The 22,673-nt window shown below is 64.9% G+C and carries 21 protein-coding genes; 9 read left to right on the top strand and 12 right to left on the bottom strand.

Annotation, left to right across the window (positions count from 1 at the left end; genetic code table 11):
• Positions 1-7: 7 nt before the first annotated feature.
• The 3 genes from QU595_RS15530 to QU595_RS15520 form a co-directional block, all read right to left on the bottom strand.
• Positions 8-2,590, bottom strand: coding sequence for an FAD-dependent oxidoreductase (locus QU595_RS15530; RefSeq protein WP_315923476.1), 2,583 nt, complete (start codon positions 2,588-2,590; stop codon positions 8-10).
• 4 nt (positions 2,591-2,594) lie between these two features.
• Positions 2,595-3,086, bottom strand: coding sequence for an endonuclease domain-containing protein (locus QU595_RS15525; protein WP_315924492.1), 492 nt, complete (start codon positions 3,084-3,086; stop codon positions 2,595-2,597).
• Between the two features lie 173 nt (positions 3,087-3,259).
• Positions 3,260-4,837, bottom strand: a complete 1,578-nt coding sequence (locus QU595_RS15520; RefSeq protein WP_315923474.1) for a trimethylamine methyltransferase family protein — start codon at positions 4,835-4,837, stop codon at positions 3,260-3,262.
• Between the two features lie 173 nt (positions 4,838-5,010).
• Between QU595_RS15520 and QU595_RS15515 the strand changes: the two genes are divergently transcribed.
• The 5 genes from QU595_RS15515 (at position 5,011) to QU595_RS15495 (ending at position 9,074) form a co-directional block, all read left to right on the top strand.
• A complete protein-coding gene (locus QU595_RS15515; protein WP_315923472.1) occupies positions 5,011-5,766 on the top strand; it encodes a DUF72 domain-containing protein in 756 nt (251 codons plus the stop codon).
• A gap of 100 nt (positions 5,767-5,866) precedes the next feature.
• On the top strand, positions 5,867-7,027 hold the full coding sequence (locus QU595_RS15510) for an MFS transporter (protein ID WP_315923470.1): 1,161 nt from the start codon (positions 5,867-5,869) through the stop codon (positions 7,025-7,027).
• A gap of 32 nt (positions 7,028-7,059) precedes the next feature.
• Positions 7,060-7,188, top strand: coding sequence for a hypothetical protein (locus QU595_RS15505; RefSeq protein ID WP_315923468.1), 129 nt, complete (start codon positions 7,060-7,062; stop codon positions 7,186-7,188).
• Between the two features lie 53 nt (positions 7,189-7,241).
• A complete protein-coding gene (locus tag QU595_RS15500) occupies positions 7,242-8,621 on the top strand; it encodes an aspartate aminotransferase family protein (protein ID WP_315923466.1) in 1,380 nt (459 codons plus the stop codon).
• A 78-nt stretch (positions 8,622-8,699) separates the two neighbouring features.
• Complete coding sequence (locus tag QU595_RS15495) at positions 8,700-9,074, top strand: hypothetical protein (protein ID WP_315923464.1); 375 nt, start codon at positions 8,700-8,702, stop codon at positions 9,072-9,074.
• 249 nt (positions 9,075-9,323) lie between these two features.
• Here QU595_RS15495 and mmsB read toward each other — a convergent pair whose 3' ends face one another.
• Together mmsB and QU595_RS15485 are read right to left on the bottom strand one after the other, a co-directional pair.
• Positions 9,324-10,208, bottom strand: coding sequence for a 3-hydroxyisobutyrate dehydrogenase (mmsB, locus tag QU595_RS15490; RefSeq protein WP_315923462.1), 885 nt, complete (start codon positions 10,206-10,208; stop codon positions 9,324-9,326).
• Between the two features lie 78 nt (positions 10,209-10,286).
• Positions 10,287-11,456 (bottom strand): isobutyryl-CoA dehydrogenase, encoded by a 1,170-nt coding sequence (locus QU595_RS15485; RefSeq protein WP_315923460.1) that lies wholly within the window; start codon positions 11,454-11,456, stop codon positions 10,287-10,289.
• 123 nt (positions 11,457-11,579) lie between these two features.
• Here QU595_RS15485 and QU595_RS15480 point away from each other — a divergent pair, with 123 nt between their 5' ends.
• Both QU595_RS15480 and QU595_RS15475 read left to right on the top strand, forming a co-directional pair.
• A complete protein-coding gene (locus QU595_RS15480) occupies positions 11,580-12,188 on the top strand; it encodes a dimethylsulfonioproprionate lyase family protein (protein ID WP_315923458.1) in 609 nt (202 codons plus the stop codon).
• Positions 12,189-12,191: 3 nt separating this feature from the next.
• A complete protein-coding gene (locus QU595_RS15475) occupies positions 12,192-13,661 on the top strand; it encodes a cobyric acid synthase (protein ID WP_315923456.1) in 1,470 nt (489 codons plus the stop codon).
• Here the strand turns inward: QU595_RS15475 and QU595_RS15470 are convergent, their stop codons facing one another.
• The gene (locus QU595_RS15470) at positions 13,662-14,447 is read right to left on the bottom strand and encodes a TSUP family transporter (protein WP_315923454.1); all 786 of its coding nucleotides are present in this window, start codon (positions 14,445-14,447) and stop codon (positions 13,662-13,664) included.
• A 118-nt stretch (positions 14,448-14,565) separates the two neighbouring features.
• On the opposite strand from QU595_RS15470, the gene QU595_RS15465 reads away from it, so the two are divergent.
• Positions 14,566-14,994, top strand: coding sequence for a TerB family tellurite resistance protein (locus QU595_RS15465; RefSeq protein WP_315923453.1), 429 nt, complete (start codon positions 14,566-14,568; stop codon positions 14,992-14,994).
• A 111-nt stretch (positions 14,995-15,105) separates the two neighbouring features.
• On the opposite strand, the gene QU595_RS15460 is transcribed toward QU595_RS15465, so the two are convergent.
• The 5 genes from QU595_RS15460 to QU595_RS15440 all read right to left on the bottom strand — a co-directional run bounded on the left by QU595_RS15460 (position 15,106) and on the right by QU595_RS15440 (position 21,656).
• A complete protein-coding gene (locus tag QU595_RS15460) occupies positions 15,106-16,734 on the bottom strand; it encodes a dipeptide ABC transporter ATP-binding protein (RefSeq protein ID WP_315923451.1) in 1,629 nt (542 codons plus the stop codon).
• The gene (locus QU595_RS15455) at positions 16,731-17,603 is read right to left on the bottom strand and encodes an ABC transporter permease (protein ID WP_315923449.1); all 873 of its coding nucleotides are present in this window, start codon (positions 17,601-17,603) and stop codon (positions 16,731-16,733) included. The genes QU595_RS15460 and QU595_RS15455 overlap by 4 nt, the downstream gene beginning before the upstream one ends.
• A complete protein-coding gene (locus QU595_RS15450; RefSeq protein WP_315923447.1) occupies positions 17,603-18,547 on the bottom strand; it encodes an ABC transporter permease in 945 nt (314 codons plus the stop codon). Before QU595_RS15450 ends, QU595_RS15455 begins: the two co-directional genes overlap by 1 nt.
• Before the next feature lie 245 nt (positions 18,548-18,792).
• Entirely contained in the window at positions 18,793-20,271 is a 1,479-nt protein-coding gene (locus QU595_RS15445) for an ABC transporter substrate-binding protein (RefSeq protein WP_315923445.1), read from the bottom strand.
• A 107-nt stretch (positions 20,272-20,378) separates the two neighbouring features.
• On the bottom strand, positions 20,379-21,656 hold the full coding sequence (locus tag QU595_RS15440; RefSeq protein WP_315923443.1) for an acetylornithine deacetylase/succinyl-diaminopimelate desuccinylase family protein: 1,278 nt from the start codon (positions 21,654-21,656) through the stop codon (positions 20,379-20,381).
• Positions 21,657-21,856: 200 nt separating this feature from the next.
• On the opposite strand from QU595_RS15440, the gene QU595_RS15435 reads away from it, so the two are divergent.
• Entirely contained in the window at positions 21,857-22,288 is a 432-nt protein-coding gene (locus QU595_RS15435; RefSeq protein WP_315924490.1) for a L,D-transpeptidase, read from the top strand.
• A gap of 68 nt (positions 22,289-22,356) precedes the next feature.
• Here the strand turns inward: QU595_RS15435 and QU595_RS15430 are convergent, their stop codons facing one another.
• Positions 22,357-22,482, bottom strand: a complete 126-nt coding sequence (locus tag QU595_RS15430) for a hypothetical protein (RefSeq protein ID WP_315923441.1) — start codon at positions 22,480-22,482, stop codon at positions 22,357-22,359.
• Between the last annotated feature and the right edge of the window lie 191 nt (positions 22,483-22,673).

Below are 22,673 nucleotides of genomic sequence, written 5' to 3'. Positions count from 1 at the left end.
GGTTCGGCTATGCCCGCATCTTCTCGCCGCTCGGATCGAACGGCGGCTCGACATTGATGCGGGCGGGTCGGCGCTTGCCGAGGATTTCGATCTCGAACAGGCCGGCGCTCTCGTTTTCGGCCAGCGCCGCCGGTACATAGCCCTGCGCCATCGATTTTCCGACATGGTGGGCATAGCCGCCGGAGGTCACCCAGCCGACCACGCGCCAGTCGCCGTCCACGATGCCGCGAACGGCCGAGGCACCCTGGGCCGCGGTCGAGGTCCGCACTTCCCTGCCTTGTGCGTCGAAGCGCGGCGCGCCGTAGCCATGCGGCTTTTCCACGGTGCCGTAGTCCGTCGAGACCTTGGCCCAGATCGGCTCGTCGCCCATCACGTCGGCGTCCTCGGCATCGACCACGAAGGAAACGCGGCGCAGCTTCGGTCCTTTCTCCCGCTCCCTGGCAGCGGCTTCGCGGCCGATGAAATCGTTCTTTTCCAATTTGACGAAGCGGTCCATCGAGCCTTCGAACGGGCCGTAGATCGGGCGCAACTCGCGGAACCAGGTCGGGAAGTTCTTTTCAAGCCGCATGGACAGAAGCGCCCGCATGCCGAAATCGACGATGCCGAACTCCTCGCCTGCCTCCTTGATCGCCTTGTAGACGAGACGCTGATAGGCCGGCTGCATCCAGATCTCGTAGCCGAGGTCGCCGGTGTAGGTGATGCGGTTGACCATGCAGGGCGCGCCGCCGACCGCCATCTCTCGGAAGTCCATGAAGCGGAACGCCTTGGACGACACGTCCACATCGACCAGCTTCTGCAGCAGCGCCTGCGATTTCGGTCCGGCGATGGAAAGGCCCACCAGCGTCTGGTCGAAACGGTGGATGCGCACTGAACCATCCTTCGGCAGGTGCTTCTCGAACCAGCGCATGTGGTATTTGGCGGCCGCCGACGAGCCCCAGATCATGAAGCGTTCTTCGCTTCCCCTGGCGCCCATATTGGCGATGGTGAAATCGCCGATCAACTTGCCGAACTCGTTGAGCATCGGCGTGAGGGCGATGCGTCCCGGTTTCGGCATACGGTTGGTCATCAGCCGGTTGAGGAAGTCTTCCGCGCCCGGGCCGGACACTTCGTATTTGGCGAAGTTGGCGATCTCGGTCACGCCGACGCCCGTCCGAACGGCGCGGACCTCGTTGCCGACATGCTCGAAATCATTGGAGCGATGGAAGGATACGATGTCCTTCGGCTCGGTGCCCTTCGGCGCGAACCAGAGCGGCGTTTCGAGCCCCCAGCTGTCGCCCATCACCGCATTCTGCGCCACCATCGTGTCGTAGAGCGGCGTCGTCTGCGCCGGGCGGGCGGCCGGCAGTTCCTCGTTGGGGAAGCGGATGGAGAAGCGGCGCGAATAGTTCTCGCGCACCTTGGCGTTGGTGTAGCGCAGCGTGGCCCATTCGCCGAAGCGGGCGACGTCCATGCCCCAGACGTCGAAGCCCGGATCGCCGTTCACCATCCAGTTGGACAGCGCCAGGCCGACGCCGCCGCCCTGGCTGAAGCCGGCCATGACGGCGCAGGCGCACCAGAAATTGGTGAGGCCCTGCACCGGGCCGACAAGCGGGTTGCCGTCCGGAGCGAAAGTGAAGGGGCCGTTGATGACCTGCTTGATGCCGGCATTGGCGATGCCGGGAAAATGCTGGAAGCCGACTTCGAGCGACGGGGCGATGCGGTCGAGATCGGGCTGGAGCAACTCGTGCCCGAAATCCCACGGCGTATTGACCGGAGACCACGGCTTGCACGCCTTCTCGTAGGTGCCGAGCAGCACGCCGTTGCGCTCCTGGCGCGTATAGATCTCGCCCTTGAAGTCGAGCACGCCGACCATCTCGCGGCCGGTGGCCTTGTTGAATTCCTCGACCTCCGGCATCGGCTCGGTCAGCAGGTACATGTGCTCCATGGCCAGCAGCGGCAGTTCGATGCCGACCATGCGGCCGACCTCGCGCGCCCACAGGCCGCCGCAGTTCACCACATGCTCGGCCTTCACCGTGCCCTGCTCGGTGACGACGTTCCAGGTGCCGTCGGGCTCCTGCGTCAGGTCGACGACGCGGTTGCGCAGCACGATCTCGGCGCCCAGCTTCTTCGCCGCCTTGGCGTAGGCATGCGTGGTGCCGGAGGGATCGAGGTGACCCTCGACCGGATCCCACATGGCGCCGACGAAATGCTTCTCGTCCATGAGCGGGAACATCGCCTTGGCCTCGGAGGGCGTGATGAGCTCCGTGTCCATGCCGAGATAGCGGCCCTTGGCGTGGGCCAGCCGCAGGAAGTCCATGCGTTCGGGGCTGTCGGCCAGCATGACGCCGCCGGTGAGATGCAGCGAGCAGGATTGGCCGGAAAGCTCCTCCAGTTCCTTGTAGAGCTGGACGGTGTAGGCCTGCAGCTTGGCCACGTTCGGGTCGCCGTTCAGCGTGTGGAACCCGCCTGCCGCGTGCCAGGACGAGCCGGAAGTGAGTTCCGAGCGCTCGATCAGCATGACGTCGGTCCAACCGGCGCGGGCGAGGTGATAGAGCACCGAACAGCCGACGACGCCGCCGCCGATGACCACTGCTTTTGCATGGGATTTCATGTGGTTATGTCCCGATTTGGATGGATCGATTCAGATTGATGCAGCGGACGGACCCGCTGACCAAGGGTCCGCTGCTCCGCGGCAGATGGGGTTTGGCGAGGCTTTGCGGGCGATAGCGGAGATCGAAAGCGTCAGTGCTTTCGGTCAGCCGGCCAGTGAGCGCGGCGAGAATGGTCTCGCAGACGGCCTCGCGATGTTTGAGAACGTCTGTGTTCCAGAACCGCAGGACGGAATAGCCGTACGACTGCATGAATTCGTCGCGGGTGCGGTCGTGGGCGCTGTCTGCGTGTTGTGAACCATCAAGTTCGACGACAAGCGACCGTTCGCGGCATGCGAAATCCGCGAAATAGGGGCCAATCGGCAGTTGGCGCGTGAAACGATAGCCACCGAGCCTTCTGTTCTTCAGCTCAAGCCAAAGAAGAGCTTCGGCTTGATTGCCGCCCTGGCGAAGCTTGCGGGCACGAGCGGTCGTGCCGTTCCTGCGACGGCTGCGGATTGAATGGATGCCTTCCCCCACTCCGTCGCCGCTTCGCGGCGCCACCTCTCCCCCCTCCGGAGGGAGAGGAAAGGAGCTCGGTCCGGCAAGCTCGCGCCCTTCCTCTCCCCCGTCGTCCGGGGGAGAGGTGGTCGGCGGAGCCGACCGGAGTGAGGGTCGATCTGGCGTCATCCTCAAAAATCCGTCGGGGCCCCGCCTTCGGCCTTGCGCTTTTCCACGAAAGCGTCGAGTTCCTCGCGGATCGCCGGGTCCATGTAGGGCTGTTCATAAGCGGCCAGCCGCGCCTTCCACACGCGGTTGGCCTTTTCCGCCGCGGTCGGAGAGCCGGCCTCGGTCCAGGTCTCGAAATTGCGCCAGTCGGAGAGAATGGGCGAATAGAACGCGGTCTTGTAGCGTGCCTGCGTATGCGGCGTGCCGAAGAAGTGACCGCCCGGCCCGACATCGCGGATGGCATCGATGGCCAGCGCATCCTCGGAAAGGTCGAGCGGCGTCAGGAACTCGGCCACCATCTGGAGCAGGTCGATATCCAGGATGAATTTTTCGTACGACGCCCTCAGCCCACCTTCCAGCCAGCCGGCGCCGTGCATGAGGAAGTTGCCGCCGCCCTGGATCGCGCCCCACAGCGAGAACACGCTTTCATAGGCCGCCTGCGCGTCGATGGCGTTGGCCGCGCAGGTGTTGGAGGTGCGGTAGGGGATCCTGTAGCGGCGCGCGAGTTGGCCGCCGACGAGCTGCGCCTTCATATATTCGGGCGTGCCGAAAGCCGGCGCTCCCGATTTCATGTCCACGTTCGAGGTGAAGCCGCCATAGCCGACCGGCGCGCCTTTCTTCACCATCTGCGTGAAGGCGATGCCGGCCAGCGCCTCGGCGTTCTGCTGCACCAGCGCACCGGCGACGGTCACCGGGGCCATCGCACCGGAGAGGGTGAAAGGCGTGACGACCACGACCTGTCCGGCCGACGACATCTGGATGATGCCTTCCATCATCGGCACGTCGAGCTTCAGCGGCGAGTTGGTGTTGATGATGGTGAAGACGGACGGTTCGCGTTCGAGTTGCTCGCGGGAAATACCACGGGCGATGCGGGTGATCTCGATGCCGTCGACGTTGCGTTCCTTGCCCAGCGAATAGATGTGGAAGACCTTGTCGGTGAGCGTGACGAGGTCGCGGACGCATTCGAGATGCCGAATGGACGGATGGATGTCCACCGGTTCCACGGGGTAGCCGCCGGTGGCATGCATGATGTTGTGCATCTGCGCCAGTTTGAGGAAATTGCGGTAGTCGACCTGGTTGCCGGGCCGCCGGCCGCCGTCGAGATCGGAGCAGTTGGGCGCCGACGCAACCTGGGCGAAGACGACGTTGTTGCCGCCGAAGCGCACGTTATGGGCCGGGTTGCGCGCATGCAGGGTGAATTCGGACGGGGCATGCTCGATCAGCTCCAGTATCATGTCCGCGTCGAAACGGACCCGCTCCGAGCCTTCGCGCACGTCGGCGCCGTGCGCCTTCATGATGCGGCGGGCCTCCTCGTGCAGGACATCGACGCCGATCTCCTTCAGCACGCGCAACGAGGCGAGATGGATCGATTCCAGCTCGTCGTCCGAGACCAGCCGGGTCGGTTCCAGCGGATTCTTGAGCTGCCGGAAGGGAGGCTGCTCGAAGGCCGCGGAACCGCCGGAGCGCTTGCCGGCGCGGCCGCCACGCCTGGCGTGGTCGGTCGCCGGGACGGGTTCGTCAGGGTTCAGCACGGCGGACATGGGCGGCCTCATGATATGCGTTTCGCCGTGCATATTGGACTGGGAGGGCGGCCGCCATTGCGGAGGTGGCGACCAGTAGGGCGAGCAAAACGACATTCCGCCGGCCTCTGCAGCCAGGCCAAATGTGGCACCAAACCGCCCCAGGCGCGTTGAACCCGGAAGGGAGCAATGCGATGCCCACCAAGGACGAGCGAAAAAGCGGAGAAGTCCCCGAACTGCGCATCGGCACCTCAGGCTGGCATTATTCGGACTGGTGGGGACCTTTCTATCCGGAAACGCTGAAAAGGAAGGATGCGCTCGTCTACTACGCCGCCCGGTTCCGCGCGACGGAGCTGGACGCGCCCTTCTATCGTACGCCAACGCCCGGTGCGGTGGAGAAGTGGTTCATGTCGACGCCGGATGATTTCCGTTTCGCCTGGAAGGCGTCGAAGTTCATTACCCATTCGAAGCGGCTGCTCGTCGACGATGCATCGCTCGATCTGCTGACCGAGCGCGTAAAGCTGCTCAGGCAAAAGGCAGGGCCGATCCTGTTCCAATTGCCCCCGCGCATGAAGATCGACCGGGAGCGGCTGGGCGCCTTCCTCAAGAGGCTGGATGCGAGGTATCGCCACAGCTTCGAATTCCGCCATCCGAGCTGGTACGAGCAACCCATCTTCGACCTGCTCAGCGAAAACGACGCATCGCTTTGCCTGTCCGATCATGCCGCGGCGCCCGCGCCGCGTGAGGTCACGGCAGACTGGGTGTACATCCGCAACCACGGGCCGAGCGGCAGGTATTTCGGCAGCTACACCGACATTGCGTTGTCCGGATGGGCGGCCGACATCCGCCGGTGGCGGGGGGAGGGCCGCGATATCTGGTGCTTCTTCGACAACGACGTGAAAAGCGCCGCACCCGCGGATGCGCATCGCCTCATCGCCATGCTCAGATGAAACGGCGTTGAACGGCGCGTCAGCTCAGCTTCGTCATTTCGATTGGTCCTGCCGCAGCACATGGCTTGTGTCGGCGCCCGTGGGCTGATGTTGTGGCGCGATGGCTCGGGAGGACGTTCAGACAGGCGACATCACCCAGTCGGCGGCGATGGTCGGCGTCATCGCCACCGTGTCCGTCTTCGCCATCGCGCAAGGGCTGAGCTATCCCCTGCTCAGCTTCATCCTGCAGCGCCAGGGCGCGTCGCCGGCGCTGATCGGCCTGTCGGCGGCGATGACGCCGATCGGCTTCATCGTCTCCTCGCCGCTCATCCCGATGCTGGCGCGCCGTTTCGGGGCAGGGCGCACGGCGCTGACCTGCGCGGCCCTGTCGGCGCTGACGCTGCTGCTGATCGCCTGGAGCTACAGTCTCTACGCCTGGTTTCCGCTGCGCTTCCTGATCGGCATGGTGACCAACCCGCTCTATGTGCTGAGCGAGGTGTGGATCATCGCCCTGGCGCCGCCGACGCGGCGCGGCAGGGTGATGGGCATCTATTCGACGCTGATTTCGGCCGGGTTCGCCGCCGGACCGCTCTGCCTGCTTCTGGTGGGCACGGAAGGCTGGCCGCCTTTCATGGTCGGCATCATGGCGTTCGTGCTGTGCGGAACCTGTCTGGCGGCGGTCCTCCCCAGGCTGCCGAGGGTGGACCAGGCGGGCGAGCATGTATCGGTGCTCGGCTTCATGCCGCGGGCCAAGCTGCTGCTGGTGGCCGTGGTGGTCGCTGCCGGCTTCGAGCAGGCAATCCTGGCTCTGCTTCCGGTGTACGGCACCTCGTTCGGCATCGCCGAGACGCGCATGTCGGCTATCCTGGCGATCATGATCGCCGGCAACATCGCCATGCAGGTGCCGCTCGGGCTGCTGGCGGAACGAATGGGCGCGCGAACCGTCAAGCTGCTTTGCGCGGGCGCCACCGCGATCGGCTGCGCCCTGCTGCCGCTTTTGATCGAGACGCCGCTGGTGTGGCCTTTCGTCTTTCTCTGGGGAGCGGTGTCCTACGGCATCTATACGATGGCGATCATCGAACTCGGCGAGCGTTTTTCCGGCGCCGCGCTTGTGGCCGGCAACGCAACCTTTGCGCTGATGTGGGGCGTCGGCGGCCTTGCGATGCCGCCTCTGGCGGGAGCGGGCATGAACGCACTCGGTGCGGGCGGTCTGCCGCTCACGCTCGGCCTTGCCTGCCTTGCGCTCGGGATCGCGGGCGCCTTGCGCCGGAAGCCGGCTTGAACCTTGAAGCGGGCTTCGGCTAGATTGCCGACATGCGCGTGGTCGAAGCCCATCCCCGTAAGCTCGATGTCGCGGTGACGCCGTCGCCGCGCACGCGCCATACCGAATTGCTGCGCCTGTGCGCCCGCATCGGATATTCGCCTCCTGCTGCCTGCCTTTGACATCGCCCCGGCATGTGTCGCCGGTTCTGTTTTTTTCGATGAGAGGCCAGATCATGACCTATCAGAACTATTCGCTTAAGCAGCTTCAGCAGATCGATTCCGCGCATCACCTGCATCCCTTCACCGACCATAAGGACCTGCGCGAGGCGGGTTCGCGCATCATCACCCGCGCCGAAGGACCGTTCATCTACGATTCGGAAGGCAAAGAGCTCCTGGACGGCATGGCCGGCCTGTGGTGCGTCAATGTCGGCTACGGCCGCAACGAACTGGCCGAAGCGGCCTACAGGCAGATGAAGGAGCTGCCCTATTACAACTCCTTCTTCAAATGCTCCACGCCGACGCCGGTGCTGCTTTCCCGAAAACTGTCCGAGATCGCGCCGAAGGGCATCAGCCAGGTGTTCTACGGCTCGTCCGGCTCGGAGGCCAACGACACGGCGCTCAGGCTGGTGCGCCATTTCTGGGCGCTGGAAGGCAAGCCGGAAAAGAACCGCATCATCTCGCGCACCATGGCCTATCACGGCTCTACCGTCGCCGGCGCGTCGCTCGGCGGCATGGACGGCATGCACGCCCAGCTCGGCGGTCCGGTGCCGAACATCGTGCACGTGATGATGCCTTATGCCTATGAGCTGGCATTGCCGGGCGAGAGCGACCATGATTTCGGCCTGCGCGCGGCCAAGGCCGTCGAGGACGCCATCCTCGAGGCCGGAGCCGACAAGGTCGCCGCCTTTATCGGCGAGCCGGTCATGGGGGCCGGCGGCGTCAAGATCCCGCCGGCAAGCTATTGGCCGGAGGTGCAGCGCATCTGCCGCAAATACGACGTGCTGCTGATGCTCGACGAGGTCATCACCGGCTATGGCCGCACCGGCCAGTGGTTCGCCGCGCAGTCGATGGGCATAGAGCCTGACACCATCACCACGGCCAAGGCGCTGACGTCCGGCTACCAGCCCTTGTCGGCCCTGCTGGTGGGCGACCGAATCGCAAGGACCCTGGTGGAAAAGGGTGGCGAATTCTACCACGGCTATACCTATTCCGGTCATCCGGTGGCCTGCGCGGTGGCGCTCGCCAATCTCGACATCATCGAGAAGGAAGGGCTGGTGGAGCGGGTGAGGACCGATACCGGGCCTTATTTCGCCGAAGCGCTGCGGGAACGCGTTTCCGGCCATCCGCTGGTGGGGGAGACGCGTGCCATCGGCCTGATGGGCGCCATCGAGATCGTCAAGGACAAGGCCACCCGGGAGCGTTTCAAGCCGGCCGGCAGCGCAGCCGTCGCAGTGCGCGACCATGCCATCGCAAACGGCCTGATGCTGCGCGCGACCGGCGACACCATGATCCTGTCGCCGCCGCTGATCTGGACGCGGGACACGATCGACATGGCCTGCAAGCGCATCGTCAAGGCGCTCGATCTTGCCGAAGCGGATCTACGCAAGGCCTGATCCGGATCGGCGGACGAGACCCGGCGGAACCTGCCGCCGGGCTTTTCGTTGAAGGCGCAGTCATTGGAGCGGGCGAACATGAAGGGCAGGGCCGTGCAGATGCGCTCGAAGAGCCGAAAGGCCGCGGCGGCAGCCGCAGGCGACCTGATGCTCGCGCCCATGGTGGCATGGATGCGGCTGCCCCAGATGGCGGCCGAGGCGCACGCACCCTGGGGGCGGGAATCGATCACGGCCGTTTCGGAAAAGGCCGCAGCCATGGCCGAAGGCATGGTGGCCGCCCAGCTTTCCATGATGGGTTCGATGGCTGCTTTCTGGCCCGAACTCCTGTCGGGCCGCACCCCCTCGCTGCTGAATGGGGCCGCCGTCGAGAAATCGATGCACGCGGCGCTGCGGCCGGCGCGCCGGCGCGTGAAGTCCAACTATCGCCGGCTGGGCCGCATCTCCGGGCGCTGAGAGGCGGCAGGCCAAAAAGCAAAAACCGCGTTTCCGGAGAAACGCGGCTTTGCCAGATACGCATGGCGCTTCGCTACTCGAACGCTTGCGAAACTCGAAGCCTCCGGTACGCAAGACCTGATCCGGAGCGCTGGGCAGATGCGTTGTCCGCCTCGTGTTCCGTTCTACAGGCACATCGTTACCGCACGGTTAGCGAGAGCTTAAGCAAGTCTAAACGCGAGCATTTTCCGCCGGAGAAGCGCCGCGCTCCTAGGACGTCTTGCCGCGCAGGAAATTGATGACGCCCGAGAAATCGGCGCCGGCGTTGCCCTGCGCGTTGAAAAGCCCGTAGATCTGCGCGGCCTCGGCGCCCAGCGGCGTGACCGCTCCGGCCGCCTGCGCGGCTTCCTGCGCGAGTTTCAGGTCCTTCAGCATCAAAGCGGCGGCAAAGCCCGGCTTGTAAGCATTGTTGGCCGGGGAGGCCGGAACCGGACCGGGCACCGGGCAATAGGAGGTCAGCGACCAGCACTGGCCGGAGGAGGTGGAAGCGACGTCGAACAGCGCCTGATGCGAAAGTCCGAGCTTTTCCGCCAGCACGAAAGCTTCCGAAACGCCGATCATGGAAATGCCCAGGATCATGTTGTTGCAGATCTTGGCCGCCTGGCCGGAACCGTCGCCGCCGCAGTGGACGATGCGGCCGGCCATCGGCTTCAGGATGGGCTCGGCGCGGGCGAAGGCATCGTCGGCGCCGCCTGCCATGAAGGTCAGCGTACCGGCCGCCGCGCCGCCGGTGCCGCCGGAAACCGGCGCATCGATCGACGCGTGGCCGTGCTTCTGGGCGATCGCGTGCGCCTTGCGCGCGGATTCGACGTCGATGGTCGAGCAGTCGATCAGCAGCACGCCCTTCTTAGCCTTCGCAGCGATGTCCTCGTAGACCGACAGCACATGTTTGCCGGCAGGCAGCATGGTGACCACCGCTTCGGCGTCCTTCACCGCCGAAGTGGCGTCGGCCATGATGGTGACGCCGTGGTCGCGCGCCACCGCCAGATTCTCGGGCACAAGGTCGAAACCCAGCACCGCATGTCCCGCCTTGACGAGATTGGCGGCCATGGGATTTCCCATGTTGCCGAGGCCGATGAAGGCGATGGTCGTCATGATGGAACTCCTCCGGAATTGGGCGGTCGGCAATTGGAAGTCGGAGATCGGGTTTTCGACTGGCGATCTGCCGGCTGCCTACTGTCGGCCGATAAGATGTCTCGCTACGATGACGCGCATGATCTCGTTCGTGCCTTCGAGAATCTGGTGGACGCGCAGGTCGCGCACCAGCTTCTCCATGCCGTATTCGTGCAGATAGCCGTAGCCGCCGAACAGTTGCAGCGCGCCGTTGGCGATGTCGAACCCGGTGTCGGTGACGAAGCGCTTGGCCATGGCCGACCATTTGGACGCGTCTGGCGACTTGGCGTCGAGCTTCGAGGCCGCCGCATAGAGGAACAGGCGGGCGGCCTGCAATTCCGTCTCCATGTCCGCCAGCCGGAATTGCAGCGCCTGGAACTGGTTTATCTTCGAGCCGAAGGCCTTGCGTTCGGCTGCGTATGCAAGCGCCTTGTCGAGAGCCGATTGCGCGCCGCCGAGCGAGCAGGCGGCTATGTTCAGGCGACCGCCGTCCAGCCCGGCCATGGCGATGGAAAAGCCTGCGCCCTCGGTGGAAAGCAGGTTTTCGGCAGGCATCCGGCAATCCTCGAAGATCACCTGGCGCGTGGACTGCATGTGCCAGCCCATCTTGTGCTCGTTGGCGCCGAAGGAGAGCCCCGGCGCGTCCTTCATGACCACGAAGGTCGAGATGCCCTTCGGGCCGTCCGCGCCGGTGCGCGCCATCACCACATAGAGGTCGCTGTCGCCCGCGCCGGAAATGAACTGCTTGGTGCCGTTCAGGACATAGTGATCGCCGTTGCGAACGGCTTTTGTCTTCAACGCGGCTGCGTCCGATCCCGAACCCGGCTCGGTCAGGCAATAGCTCGCCAGCCACTCCATGGAGGTGAGCTTCGGCAGGAAGCGCTGGCGCTGCTCCTCGCTGCCGAACCGGTCGATCATGGAGGCCGCCATGTTGTGGATGGAGATGAAGGAGGAGAAGGCCGGGCAGGCATGCGCCAATGCCTCGAAGATCAGGACCGCGTCCAGCCTGCCAAGGGCGGAGCCGCCCACGTCGTCGCGCACATAGATGCCGCCGAGCCCGAGCGGGCCGGTTTCGCGGATGACATCGGCCGGAAAGTGCTTCTGTCTGTCCCATTCCAGCGCATTCGGCGCCACGCGCTCCGCCGCGAAGGCTTCCGCCACCGCCTGGATGGCGCGCTGGTCCTCGTTGAGCTCGAACTGGCCGCCGGCCGCCGTCGTGGCGATATCCATGGCGTGCTCCTCTGGTCCGATGTTTTCGGCTATGCGTGGAGTTCAATCTAGACCAATGATGTGGTCGCGCAACCCGACCTTATGGGAAGCGGATGTGCAGATAATGACGTGCGGGAATGGTTCGTGACCACAATTTTCGATGACCTGCTGGAAAGCGTCCGGGCCTTCCTCCTCGGTGTGGACGACGTTCGCGTGGCGGGTGCCGTTTCCGGGATCGACTGGAAAATGCACAGGCGCGAGCTTGCGCCCCAGCGGCTGGATTGCCTGCGCCATCTGGATCGGGCGGCCGAAATCGCGCCTGCTTCCGCCCGGCCTCTGGCGGGGCTTCTGGCCGGGCACCGCAGCCGGCTTCGGTGGGGCCAGACCTACGGCCGGGAGGATTTCGGGCAAGGCTTCATCGACAATTACGGCTGGTGCGAGGTGTTCGGCACGCGGGGTCATTTCGCCAATGATTCGATCGCGTGCGGCGTGCTGCTGCTGGGCCCCGGTCTGCTCTATCCGGACTATCATCATGAAGCGGAGGAAATCTACGTTCCGCTGACCGGCGAGACCGAGTGGCGCATGGGCGACGAGCCGTTCCGCCGCCGGATGGCGGGCGAGGTCGTCCACCACGCCTCCAATGTCGATCACGCGATGCGCACCGGTACCGAACCTCTGCTGGCGCTCTATCTGTGGCGAGGCGGACCGCTGGCGCAGAAATCCGTCATCGCCCGAACCGGCGAGGAAAACTGAGCCATGGCGCGCGCGATCATGCTGCAGGGCACCGGATCGGATGTCGGCAAGACGGTGCTGGTGGCAGGGCTTTGCCGCGCGGCGTTGCGGCGAGGCCTGAAGATGCGCCCGTTCAAGCCGCAGAACATGTCGAACAACGCCGCCGTCGCCGAGATTCCAGGCGAAACCGGCGGCGGCGAGATCGGGCGCGGACAGTGGCTTCAGGCGCTGGCCTGCGGCGTCGCGCCCACGGTGCATATGAACCCGGTGCTGCTCAAGCCGCAGACCGATGTCGGCTCGCAGATCATCGTGCAGGGAAAGGTGTTCGGCGAGGCGCGGGCGCGCGACTACCAGACGCTCAAGGGGCGGCTGATGGAGGCGGTCCTGGACTCGTGGGCGAAGGTGGGCGAGGGCGCCGACCTCGTCATCGTCGAGGGCGCGGGGTCGCCTGCGGAGATCAACCTGCGGCCGCGCGACATCGCCAATATGGGCTTCGCCACCAGGGCAAACGTGCCCGTGGTGCTGGTGGGCGACATCGACCGGGGCGGGGTCATCGCCTCCGTCGCCGGCACGCATCTGATCCTGCCGGAGGAAGACCGGCGCATGATCGCCGGCTATATCGTCAACAAGTTCCGTGGCGACGTGAGCCTGTTCGATGAAGGCGTTGCGGCGATTGGAAGATTCACCGGCTGGCGCTGCTTCGGTGTGGTGCCGTGGCTCAAGGCCGCGGCAAGGCTTCCTTCCGAGGATTCGGTAGTTCTGGAGCGGCTGGCTTCCGGCGAGAAGCGGGCCCTGAAAGTGGCGGTGCCGATGCTGTCGCGCATCGCCAATTTCGACGATCTCGATCCGCTCAAGGCCGAACCGGACATAGAGGTGGTGTTCGTGCCGCCGGGCCAAAAATTGCCGGAAGACGCCGGCCTTGTCGTCATCCCGGGTTCGAAATCGACCATCGGCGATCTCATCCACTTCCGCGAGAACGGCTGGGACGTCGATCTGACGGCACACCGCCGTCGCGGCGGCCATGTCGTCGGGATTTGCGGCGGCTACCAGATGCTGGGGCGCGCCGTGCGCGATCCCGACGGTATCGAAGGCAGCGTGCGGGAAACCGCCGGGCTCGGCTTGCTCGACGTCGAAACCGTCATGGAGCCGGAAAAGACGGTGCGCAACGTCTCGGCGCGCTCGGTGACGTTCGACGTGCCGCTGGACGGCTATGAAATCCATCTCGGCCGCACAGTCGGGCCGGATTGCGCGCGGCCGGTGGCGCTCATCGACGGCGTGGACGACGGGGCGACGTCGGCGGACGGCAAGGTCTTCGGCACCTATCTGCACGGCCTGTTCGGCGCGGACGATTTCCGTGCGCGCTTCCTTGAAAGTCTTGGCGTCAAGGGCGGCGGCATCGACTATCGCGCCGAGGTGGAAAAGGCGCTGGACGAGATCGCCGCGGAACTGGAAGCCCGCCTCGACTGCGATGCGATCTTCGGACTGGCGCGGTAGCTAGAAGCCCAGCGCTACCCGCAGGGGATTGGCCGGGTCGGCGAGCAGCCTGATCGCCAGGGCCACGCAGACCAGCACAAGCAGCGGCTTGATCAATCGCGAGCCGATGCGGATCGCCATATGGGCGCCGACGCGCGCGCCGAGGAACTGGCAGATTCCCATCAGCAGGCCGATCTTCCAGTAGATCACGCCGGCAAAGGCGAAGACCGCGAAGGCGCCGATGTTGGTGGCGAAGTTGAGCAGCTTGGTGTGGGCAGTGGCCTTCAGCACGCCGTAGCCGGCGAGCGTGACGAAAGCGAGCATGTAGAACGAGCCGGTGCCCGGTCCGAAAAGGCCGTCGTAGAAGCCGATCGCCGGGACGACGGTCAGGCCGAACAGGAAGGGCGACAGCCGCTCCGCGCGGTCCACATCGCCCATATTGGGCTTGATGGCGAAATAGAGCGCGATGGCGATCAATACGACAGGCAGCGCCGCCTGCAATATCTCGCCGGGGACCACCGTTGCCGCGAGCGCGCCGATGGCGCTGCCGCACAGGGCCATCGCAGCCGAGGGCAGTTGCTTGCGCACGTCGACATGGCCCTTGGCCGCATAGGCCAGCGTCGCCGAGCCGGAGCCGAACAGTCCCTGCAATTTGTTGGTGCCGAGCGTCTCGACCGGGGGAAGACCGGCCAGGAGCAAAGCCGGCACGGTGATCAAACCGCCGCCGCCGGCGATGGAATCGACGAAGCCGGCAGCGAAGGCGGCGGCGCCGAGCACCAGGGTGACTTGCAGGGAGGGGTCGAACATGAAGGTTCTGGACGGAAGATTGTCACGCGGTTGTGGCGCTTCGATCACAGCCGCCCGGTTTCCGCAAGGGCCAAACCACGCTAACTCTGTGGCGGAGCACAGATGCGGGAGGATGCCGATGGCCATAGCATTGCTGGACCAGATACGTTCGATCTTCGAGGGCGATCCGGGCGTACGCAAGGTGGCCGACGATCCGGTGCTTTCGGCGGAACTGCTGATGCTGTTCCGCATGATCCTCGCTGACGGCGAGGTCAGCGAGAGCGAGATGCAGGCCTTCCGGCGGATCTGCACCGAATCTTTCGACATCCCGGCAGACAGCATCGAAGCGGTGATCGAATATCTCAACGATTTCGGCTACGAGACCAACGGCTCGCAGGCCATCGCCATGTTCCGCGATCTCGACATCGAGCGCCGGCAGCAGCTTGCCCGTCATATGGTCGAGATCGCCAAGGCCGACCAGCATCTGGCGGAAAACGAGGTGCGTCTCCTGCGACGCACGCTGGACATATTGGACATCAGCCCGGTCGAGGCGGTGAAGGGCAACTGAGCCTAACGGAACCGGCGGCCTGCCGGGGTCCGTTGCCTTCGGCAACTCCCCGGCGTTCGCAACCTTCCCTCCTGCCGTCGGCACGGGCAATTCGCTGCGCGAACCGGTCGCTCACCCCTGTTCCTGCATTTTCCTGGCGATCGCACGATGCAGATCGGGCGCTGCGGCGACAAGTTCGCGCGCGGCTTCCGATTGCGGGTTGTCAAGCACGTCAGCGGTGCGGCCGCGTTCGACGATGCGGCCCTCCTGCATCACCATCACCTCGTCGGTGATGGCCCGCGCCACCGTCAAATCGTGCGTGATGAAGAGGTAGGCGATGCCCAGCCTGCCGTTCAGCTCGGCAAACAGGTCGAGGATCTGGGCGCGGATCGACACGTCCAGCGCCGAGACGGGCTCGTCCGCGACGACGAGTTTCGGCCGTGTGATGATGGCGCGCGCGATGGACAGGCGCTGGCGCTGCCCGCCGGAGAATTCATGCGGGTACTTGTCCATGTCCGCCGGTCCGAGGCCGACCTCCGCGAGCGCGTGCTGGACCAGTTCGCGGCGTTCGGCCCGCGACGGCTTCTTCTCCAGCACGTGCAGCGGCTCGGCCAGCAGCCTCTCCACTTTCTGGCGCGGGTCGAAGGAGCCGTAAGGGTCCTGGAACACCACCTGCATGTCACGCCAGGCCGGTTTTAGTTCGCGCTCGCTTCTGTCCGTGATCGTCTCGCCGCGAAAATGGATTTTCCCCGATGTCGGCCTGTCGAGCGCCAGGACCATCCGCGCCAGGGTGGACTTGCCGCAGCCGGAACGGCCGACCAGCGCCACGGAACGGGCGGGCGCGATGGCAAAGGAAACGTCGTTCACCGCGCGGATCGGCTCCGCAGGCCTAAGCATGGAGGTGCGCCGGCCGGGATAGTCGCGCGACAGGTTCTCGACTTGCAGGAGCGGGACTGGTCCCTGCGGCAAGGAATGGTCAACAGGCCGGCGTTCCGGCACATGCATGGAGGCTTGCGCCAGTTGCCGCGTGTAAGGATGGCTCTGGGCGGACAGCGTGCGCGCCGTATCGCCGGCCTCCATCACCTCGCCGCGGCGCAGGATGGTGATGCGGTCGGCCATCTCGGTCACGACGGCAAGGTCGTGCGAGATCAGCAGCAGGCCCATGCGGTTTTCGTGTACGAGCTCGCGCAGCAGGTCGAGGATCTGCGCCTGCAGCACGACGTCCAGCGCGGTGGTGGGTTCGTCTGCGATCAGCAGTTTCGGCTTCAACGCGCAGGCGATGGCGATGACGACGCGCTGGCGCTGCCCGCCAGACAGTTCATGCGGATAGCGCGTCAGCGGGAATTGCGCCTCGGGCAATCCGACCCGGTCGAGCATCCTGCGCGCGCGGTCTTCCGCCTCGGCGCGGCCGGCGCGGGTGTGCAGGCGGATGCCTTCCGCAACCTGCTCGCCGATGGTCTTCAGGGGGTTCAGCGCCGTCATGGGTTCCTGGAAGACCATGCCGATATCGTCGCCGCGCAGGGCGCACATCTGGTCCTCGCCGGCGGCCAGCAGATCGATGCCGTCGAAGCTCACGCGGCCGGACGCCGTGGCGCTGAAGGGCAGGAGCCGCATCACCGTCAGCGCGGTCATCGACTTGCCGGAGCCGGATTCGCCGACCAGCCCCACCACTTCGCCCGGCCCGACGGTCAGGTCCACGCCTTTGAGGATCGGCGTGCGGCCGATGGCGAGCGACAGTCTTTCGATCTCGAGCAGGCTCATCGGCGCCGCCGCGATTTCGGATCGAGCATGTCGGCGATGCCGTCGCCCAGAAGGTTCAGCGCCAGAACGGTGACGACGATGGCCATGCCCGGGAAAATCGCCATCCACGGCGCCACGGCCATGCGCGTCTGCGCGTCGAACAGCATGCGGCCCCAACTCGGCATGGGCGGCTGCGCGCCGAGGCCGAGATAGGAGAGGCTGGCTTCCGCAAGAACGCCCAACGCGAACTGGATGGTGCCCTGCACCAGAAGCAGCGTGGCGATGTTGGGCAGGACGTGTTCCAGCGTGATCAGCGCCGGGCCCTTGCCGGCGGCCCGGGCGGCCAAAATGAATTCGCGCGGCCACACGGCCAGCGCGCCGGCGCGGGCGACGCGCGCGAAGACGGGAATGTTGAAGATGCCGATGGCGATGATGGCGTTGACGGCGCCCGGCCCGAAGACGGCGGTGATCATGATGGCCGAAAGCAGGGCCGGGAAGGCGAAGACGAGGTCGTTCAGCCGCATCACCGCCTCGTCCAGCAGGCCGCCGCGCGCTGCCGCCAGGCAGCCGAGCGGCACGCCGATGCCCATGCCGATGCCGACGGCCACCAGTGCCACGGCGATGGAGTTGCGCGCGCCGATCATCACCATCGACAGGATGTCGCGGCCGAAATGGTCCGTGCCGAACCAGTGTGCTGCGGATGGGGCCTGGTTCTTGTCCGTGATGATCAGCCGGGTCACGTCATAGGGCGTCCAGGCGAAGGAAAGCAGCGCCATCGCCGCGATCAGCGCGACGATGACGAAACCGATCAGGAAGGAGCGGTTGGCGAATGCCTTGCGCAGGGTGGCGCGGAACGTCGTCTGTTCCGGCGGGGCGAGATGCAGCGTCATCAGCGCCGCCTCAGGCGTGGATCGACGATCGAATAGGAGAGATCGACGAGCAGATTGACGATGATGACGGCGGCGACCAGCAGCATGACGACGCTCTCCACGACGATCAGGTCGCGCTGCGTGATGGCCTGGAACACCAGCCGGCCGAGGCCGGGCAGGTAGAAGACGTTTTCGATGATGACCGTGCCGGCGAGAAGGAAGGCGAATTGCAGGCCCATGATGGTCACCACCGGCAGCAGCGCGTTGCGCAGCGCATGCCGCCACAACACGGCACGGTAGGGCAGGCCCTTGGCGCGCGCGGTGCGGACGAAATCCTCCGACAACACCTCGACCAGCGCCGAACGGGTCACGCGGGCGAGAATGGCGGCCTGCGGCAGGGCGAGCGCGACGGCCGGCAGGATGAGGGCCTTCAGCGCCGGCCAGACACCCGCGCTCCAGCCCGGAAAGCCGCCGGCCGGCACCCAGCGCAGCCAGACGGCGAAGACGTAGACCAGCAGCAGCGCGAACCAGAAATTCGGCACGGCAACGCCCACCTGCGCCGCCCCCATGGCGAGCGTGTCGCCCATGCGGCCATGCCGGCTCGCCGAATAGACGCCGATGGGGATAGCGATGACGGTCGAGAGGATCAGGGCGATGGCGGCCAGCGGCAGCGAAACGATGACGCGCTCGCGCACCAGATCGATCACCGGCACCGAATAGGTGTAGGAACGGCCGAAATCGAGCCTCAGCATGTTTCCGGCCCAATGCAGGTAGCGCAGGAGAAGCGGGTCATTAAGGCCCATCTGCATGCGCAACTGCTCAACCTGATCGGCGCCGGCATTCATGCCGAGCATCAGGCGTGCGGGATCGCCCGGCACGATCTCCAGTACGGCAAAGACCACGACGGAGGCCAGAACCAGCGTGGCGAGGGCGATGGCCAGGCGCTTTGCGAGATGGGCTGTCATGGAGCGTCGCCCTTATCCTCCCCCTTGTGGGGAGGGTCGGTTCGCAAAGCGGACCGGGGTGGGGGGAGGATTTCGACAAGGCCTTGCAAATTACCCCACCCCGTCTCGCAATCTTCGCTCCGCGGAGATTTCTCGCCGACCCTCCCCACAAGGGGGAGGGTAAATTCCGTCTGCGCCCAGCGCTGCGATCCGGCATATCGGCCGATATCTGGCCGGGCTACAGGATCACGGGCAGGCTGTGCCGTTCAATCCGCCCATTTCACCTTGGTGAGGTCGTTGGCCTGGATCGGAGCGTTCTGCCACATGCCCTCGAGCCTTGCATCCCAGACGCCCACCTTCGGCAGTTCGAACAGGAAGCCGACCGGCGCGTCGTCCGCGAGGATCTTCTGCGCCTTTTGCAGCAATTCGATGCGTTTCGCTTCGTCGGCGGTCTGGTCCAGTTCCGCGATGACCTTGTTGAACTCGGGATTCTGGTAGTTGAAGTAATAGTCCGGCCGCGAATAGATATCGATGTCGTTGGGCTCGGTGTGGGAGACGATGGTGAGGTCGTAGTCCTTCTTGGTGAAGACCTGGTCCAGCCACTGTGCCCATTCGACCGGTACGATCTCGGCATCGATGCCGATCTCGCGCAGTTCCGAGGCGATGATTTCGCCGCCGTCGCGCGCATAGGGCGGGGGCGGAAGCTTCAGCGTGGTCTTGAAGCCGTTCTCAAGTCCCGCCTCCTTGAGCAGTTCCCTGGCCTTGGCGACGTCGTGCGGATAGCGGCCGGTGAGGTCGATATAGGCCTTGTTCGAGGGCGGCATGTGCGAGCCGATGGGCTGCCCCAGCCCGGCCGAAGCGCCGTCGATGATCGCCTTGCGGTCGAGCGCGTATGAGATGGCCTGCCTGACCTTCAACTGGTCGAAGGGCGGCTTCTTGTTGTTCATGGCAAGGATCGTCTCGCCTTCGGTCGAACCGACCACCACCTTGAGGTTCGGATCGTCCTTGATCTGCGCGGCCGCGTCGGGCGGGAAGAAAGGGAAGGCCTGCACGTCGCCCGAAAGCATGGCCGGCACGGCCGCGGCGGCATCGGGAATGACGCGGAACTCCACCTTGTCGAGGGCTATGGGATCGCCCCAGTAATTGTCCGCTTTGACCAGGTTGATTGAAGATCCCTTGGCCCAGTTCCGGAATTTGAAAGGGCCGGTGCCGATCGGCTTTTCCTTGTTGGTCGCGGCGGATTTCGGCGAGACGATCACGGCGTCGCCCCAGCCCATATTGTAGAGGAAGGAACCCTGCGGCTGCTTCAGCGTCACCTTGGCGGTGGCGGGATCGATCACCTCTACCTTGTCGATGGCCGCGAAAAGCTGCTTCTGGGCGTTCTGCGAATCGGGCGCCATGGCGCGGTCGAGCGAGAACTTCACGTCGTCGGCGCTGAAATCGCTGCCGTCGTGGAACTTGACGCCGGTGTGCAGGTGGAAGGTGTAGGTCTTGCCGTCGGGCGAAATATCCCAGCTCTTGGCGAGCGCGGGAAGCACCTCGCCATTCGGGCCGATGCGGGTGAGGCCTTCGAAGACATTGGCGTAAAGAACCTCGTCTATCGCCGCCGCTGCGCCGGCCGTCGGGTCGAGATGCGGAGGCTCGAGCACGATGCCCAGCACCAGATCGGTGCGCGCGGCCGTCGCCGTCGTCAGCGGCGCGGCTGCGAACAGGGCGGCGGCAAGCAGGGTCCTCCACAATCTCATCTTCAACTCCCGTATTCCCGAACCGGGCGGATAGAAGCCCGAAAACGGTGCGTAGTAAATCGCATTGTTGGGGCGCCGGCCGGTTTCGCGGCCAGCCGTTTCGACCCTCATTTCGCGCCGCCGCGCAGCAATATGTTGAGCCCGATGGCCATCACCTTGGCGGACTGCGTCATATCCTCGATGCCGACCCATTCGTCGGGGCGATGGGCAAGGTCGAGGATGCCGGGTCCGTAGGCGATGCAATCGTAGATATGGCCGATGCGCGCGACGTGCTTCTGGTCGTAGGTTCCGGGCGAGATGACATAGTCCGGCTCCCGGTCGAACACCGCCATGATGCCCTCCGCCACGGCCTTCACCACCGGCGCGTCGCGCCCGGTCATGGTCGGCTGCACTTCCATGATGTCGCGGATCGAATAGTCGAATTTGTTCCGTTCGCGCTTCAGCCGGTCGAGAATGGAAACGACCTCGCCCTTCACCTCGTCGATCTTCTCCTCCAGCAGGAAGCGTCGGTCGATGGTCAGCCGGCACGAATCGGGCACGTTGGGCGAAGGCAGGCCGGGGCGGAAGTCCTCGGTCTGGCCGCCATGGATGGAGTTGATGTTCATGGTGGAGCGGCGCGCCCCTTCCGGCACCACGGGCATCTTCGTGCGCTTGCGGTCGAGCGCGGGGAAAAGCTCGTTTTCGAACGCCTCCAGAACCGCGCCCATGTGGCGCACCGCGCAATCCCCGAGGAACGGCATGGAGCCGTGCGCGATTTCGCCCCTGGTCTCGATCTCCGCCCACCAGACGCCGCGATGGCCGAGGCAGATGCGGTCCTTGTTCAGCGGCTCGGGGATGATGACGTGATCGACCTTCGGCCTGGAGAAATAGCCCTTTGCGGCCAAATAGGCGACACCGCCGAAGCCGCCGGATTCCTCGTCCACCGTGCCTGAAATCTCGATGGCGCCCGGAAAATTGGGATAGGTTTCCATGAAGGCTTCCGCCGCGACGATCGAGGCCGCAAGGCCGCCTTTCATGTCGCAGGCGCCGCGCCCGTAGACGCGGCCGTCCTTCACGATGCCGGCGAAGGGATCGACGGTCCAGCCGTCGCCGGCCTCGACCACGTCGATGTGCGAGTTGAAATGCACCGTCGGGCCCGGCACGCGCCCGTCGAACCGGGCGACCATGTTGATGCGGGGGTAGCGGTCGGTGTCTCCCGGCGTTCCCACGCCACGAATGAATTCCGTTTCGAAACCGGATTTTCGCAGCCTCTGCGCGAGATATTCGGCGCAAGGGCCATAGGCTTCGCCGGGCGGATTGACGGTCGGGAAGCGGATCAGTTCGGCGGTCAGATCGACGAGTTCGTCGGTGCGGCGCTCTACGGCTTGCAGCAGTCTTCCTGTCATGGAGCGAGTTGAGCAGGGAAGGCCATGGCATGGCAAGCCCCGGCCGCGCCGGCAAGAAATCGTTCAAATGCTTCGCCTGTCCATAAGCAATTCCGCAAGGACTTCGGGAGTAACATCCTGTTTCGGCCGGGGTGGAAGCAAAATTTTTCCTTGCGGTTGGCGTGAGGGAAGCAAGGGGGATGAAGAGGGGTCGCAAGACGATGAAGAAGTCCGTCCTGGCAGCAATTGCACTGGCTTCGATTCTTTTCAGTGCGGGTGCCGAAGCTGGCTCAGCCAGTCTCGAAGCGAGAATCAACGTCGCAACACAAACCATGACAGTGTCGCGTTACGGACAGGTGATCTATCGGTGGAAGGTTTCGACCGCCCGCAGGGGCTATTTCACGCCGCGCGGTACTTATCGTCCGCAGCGTCTTCACCGCATGTGGTATTCGCGCAAATACGACAATTCTCCCATGCCCTATTCGGTATTCTTCCGCGGCGGCTACGCCATCCACGGCACCGGCGCCGTCAGGCAGCTCGGCCGCCCGGCTTCGCATGGCTGCGTGCGCCTGCACACGCAGAATGCTGCTGAATTCTATGCGCTGGTCAGGGAAGCCGGCATGGGCAACACCCGCATCGTCGTGGTGAACTGAGCGATAGACAAGAAAAAGGCCGGGCTCCATTCAGCCCGGCCCAGTATGCTTTAACGACGGAGAATCGGTTACGGCCGTACTGCCGTGACTTCGATCTCGACCAGGAAGCCGGGACTTGCGAGGCCGGCAACCTGGACGACGGAGCGGGAAGGATCGCCGACCAGGAAGACCTGCATCTTCACTACGTTGCCCATCTTCAGATCTTTCCGACGCGTTCTACGCCGCCAGTCCCTGCCGGAGCCGCGTGGCGTGCCGACATAATGGCGAAATTATGCCTGCATTGATTCATGTCAATGAAACCGGCGGGAATGGAACAATCGTTCAAAGGACGCTGGCGCAGTCTTTTTATGCTGACCAGTCGAGCTTCGAGGGCACAATCTTTTCG

This window comes from Mesorhizobium sp. SP-1A, assembly GCF_032460275.1.
Taxonomy (GTDB): Bacteria; Pseudomonadota; Alphaproteobacteria; order Rhizobiales; family Rhizobiaceae; genus Mesorhizobium.
Note: the sequence above shows the minus strand (reverse complement) of the source record. Positions and strands in the feature narration are given on the sequence as shown.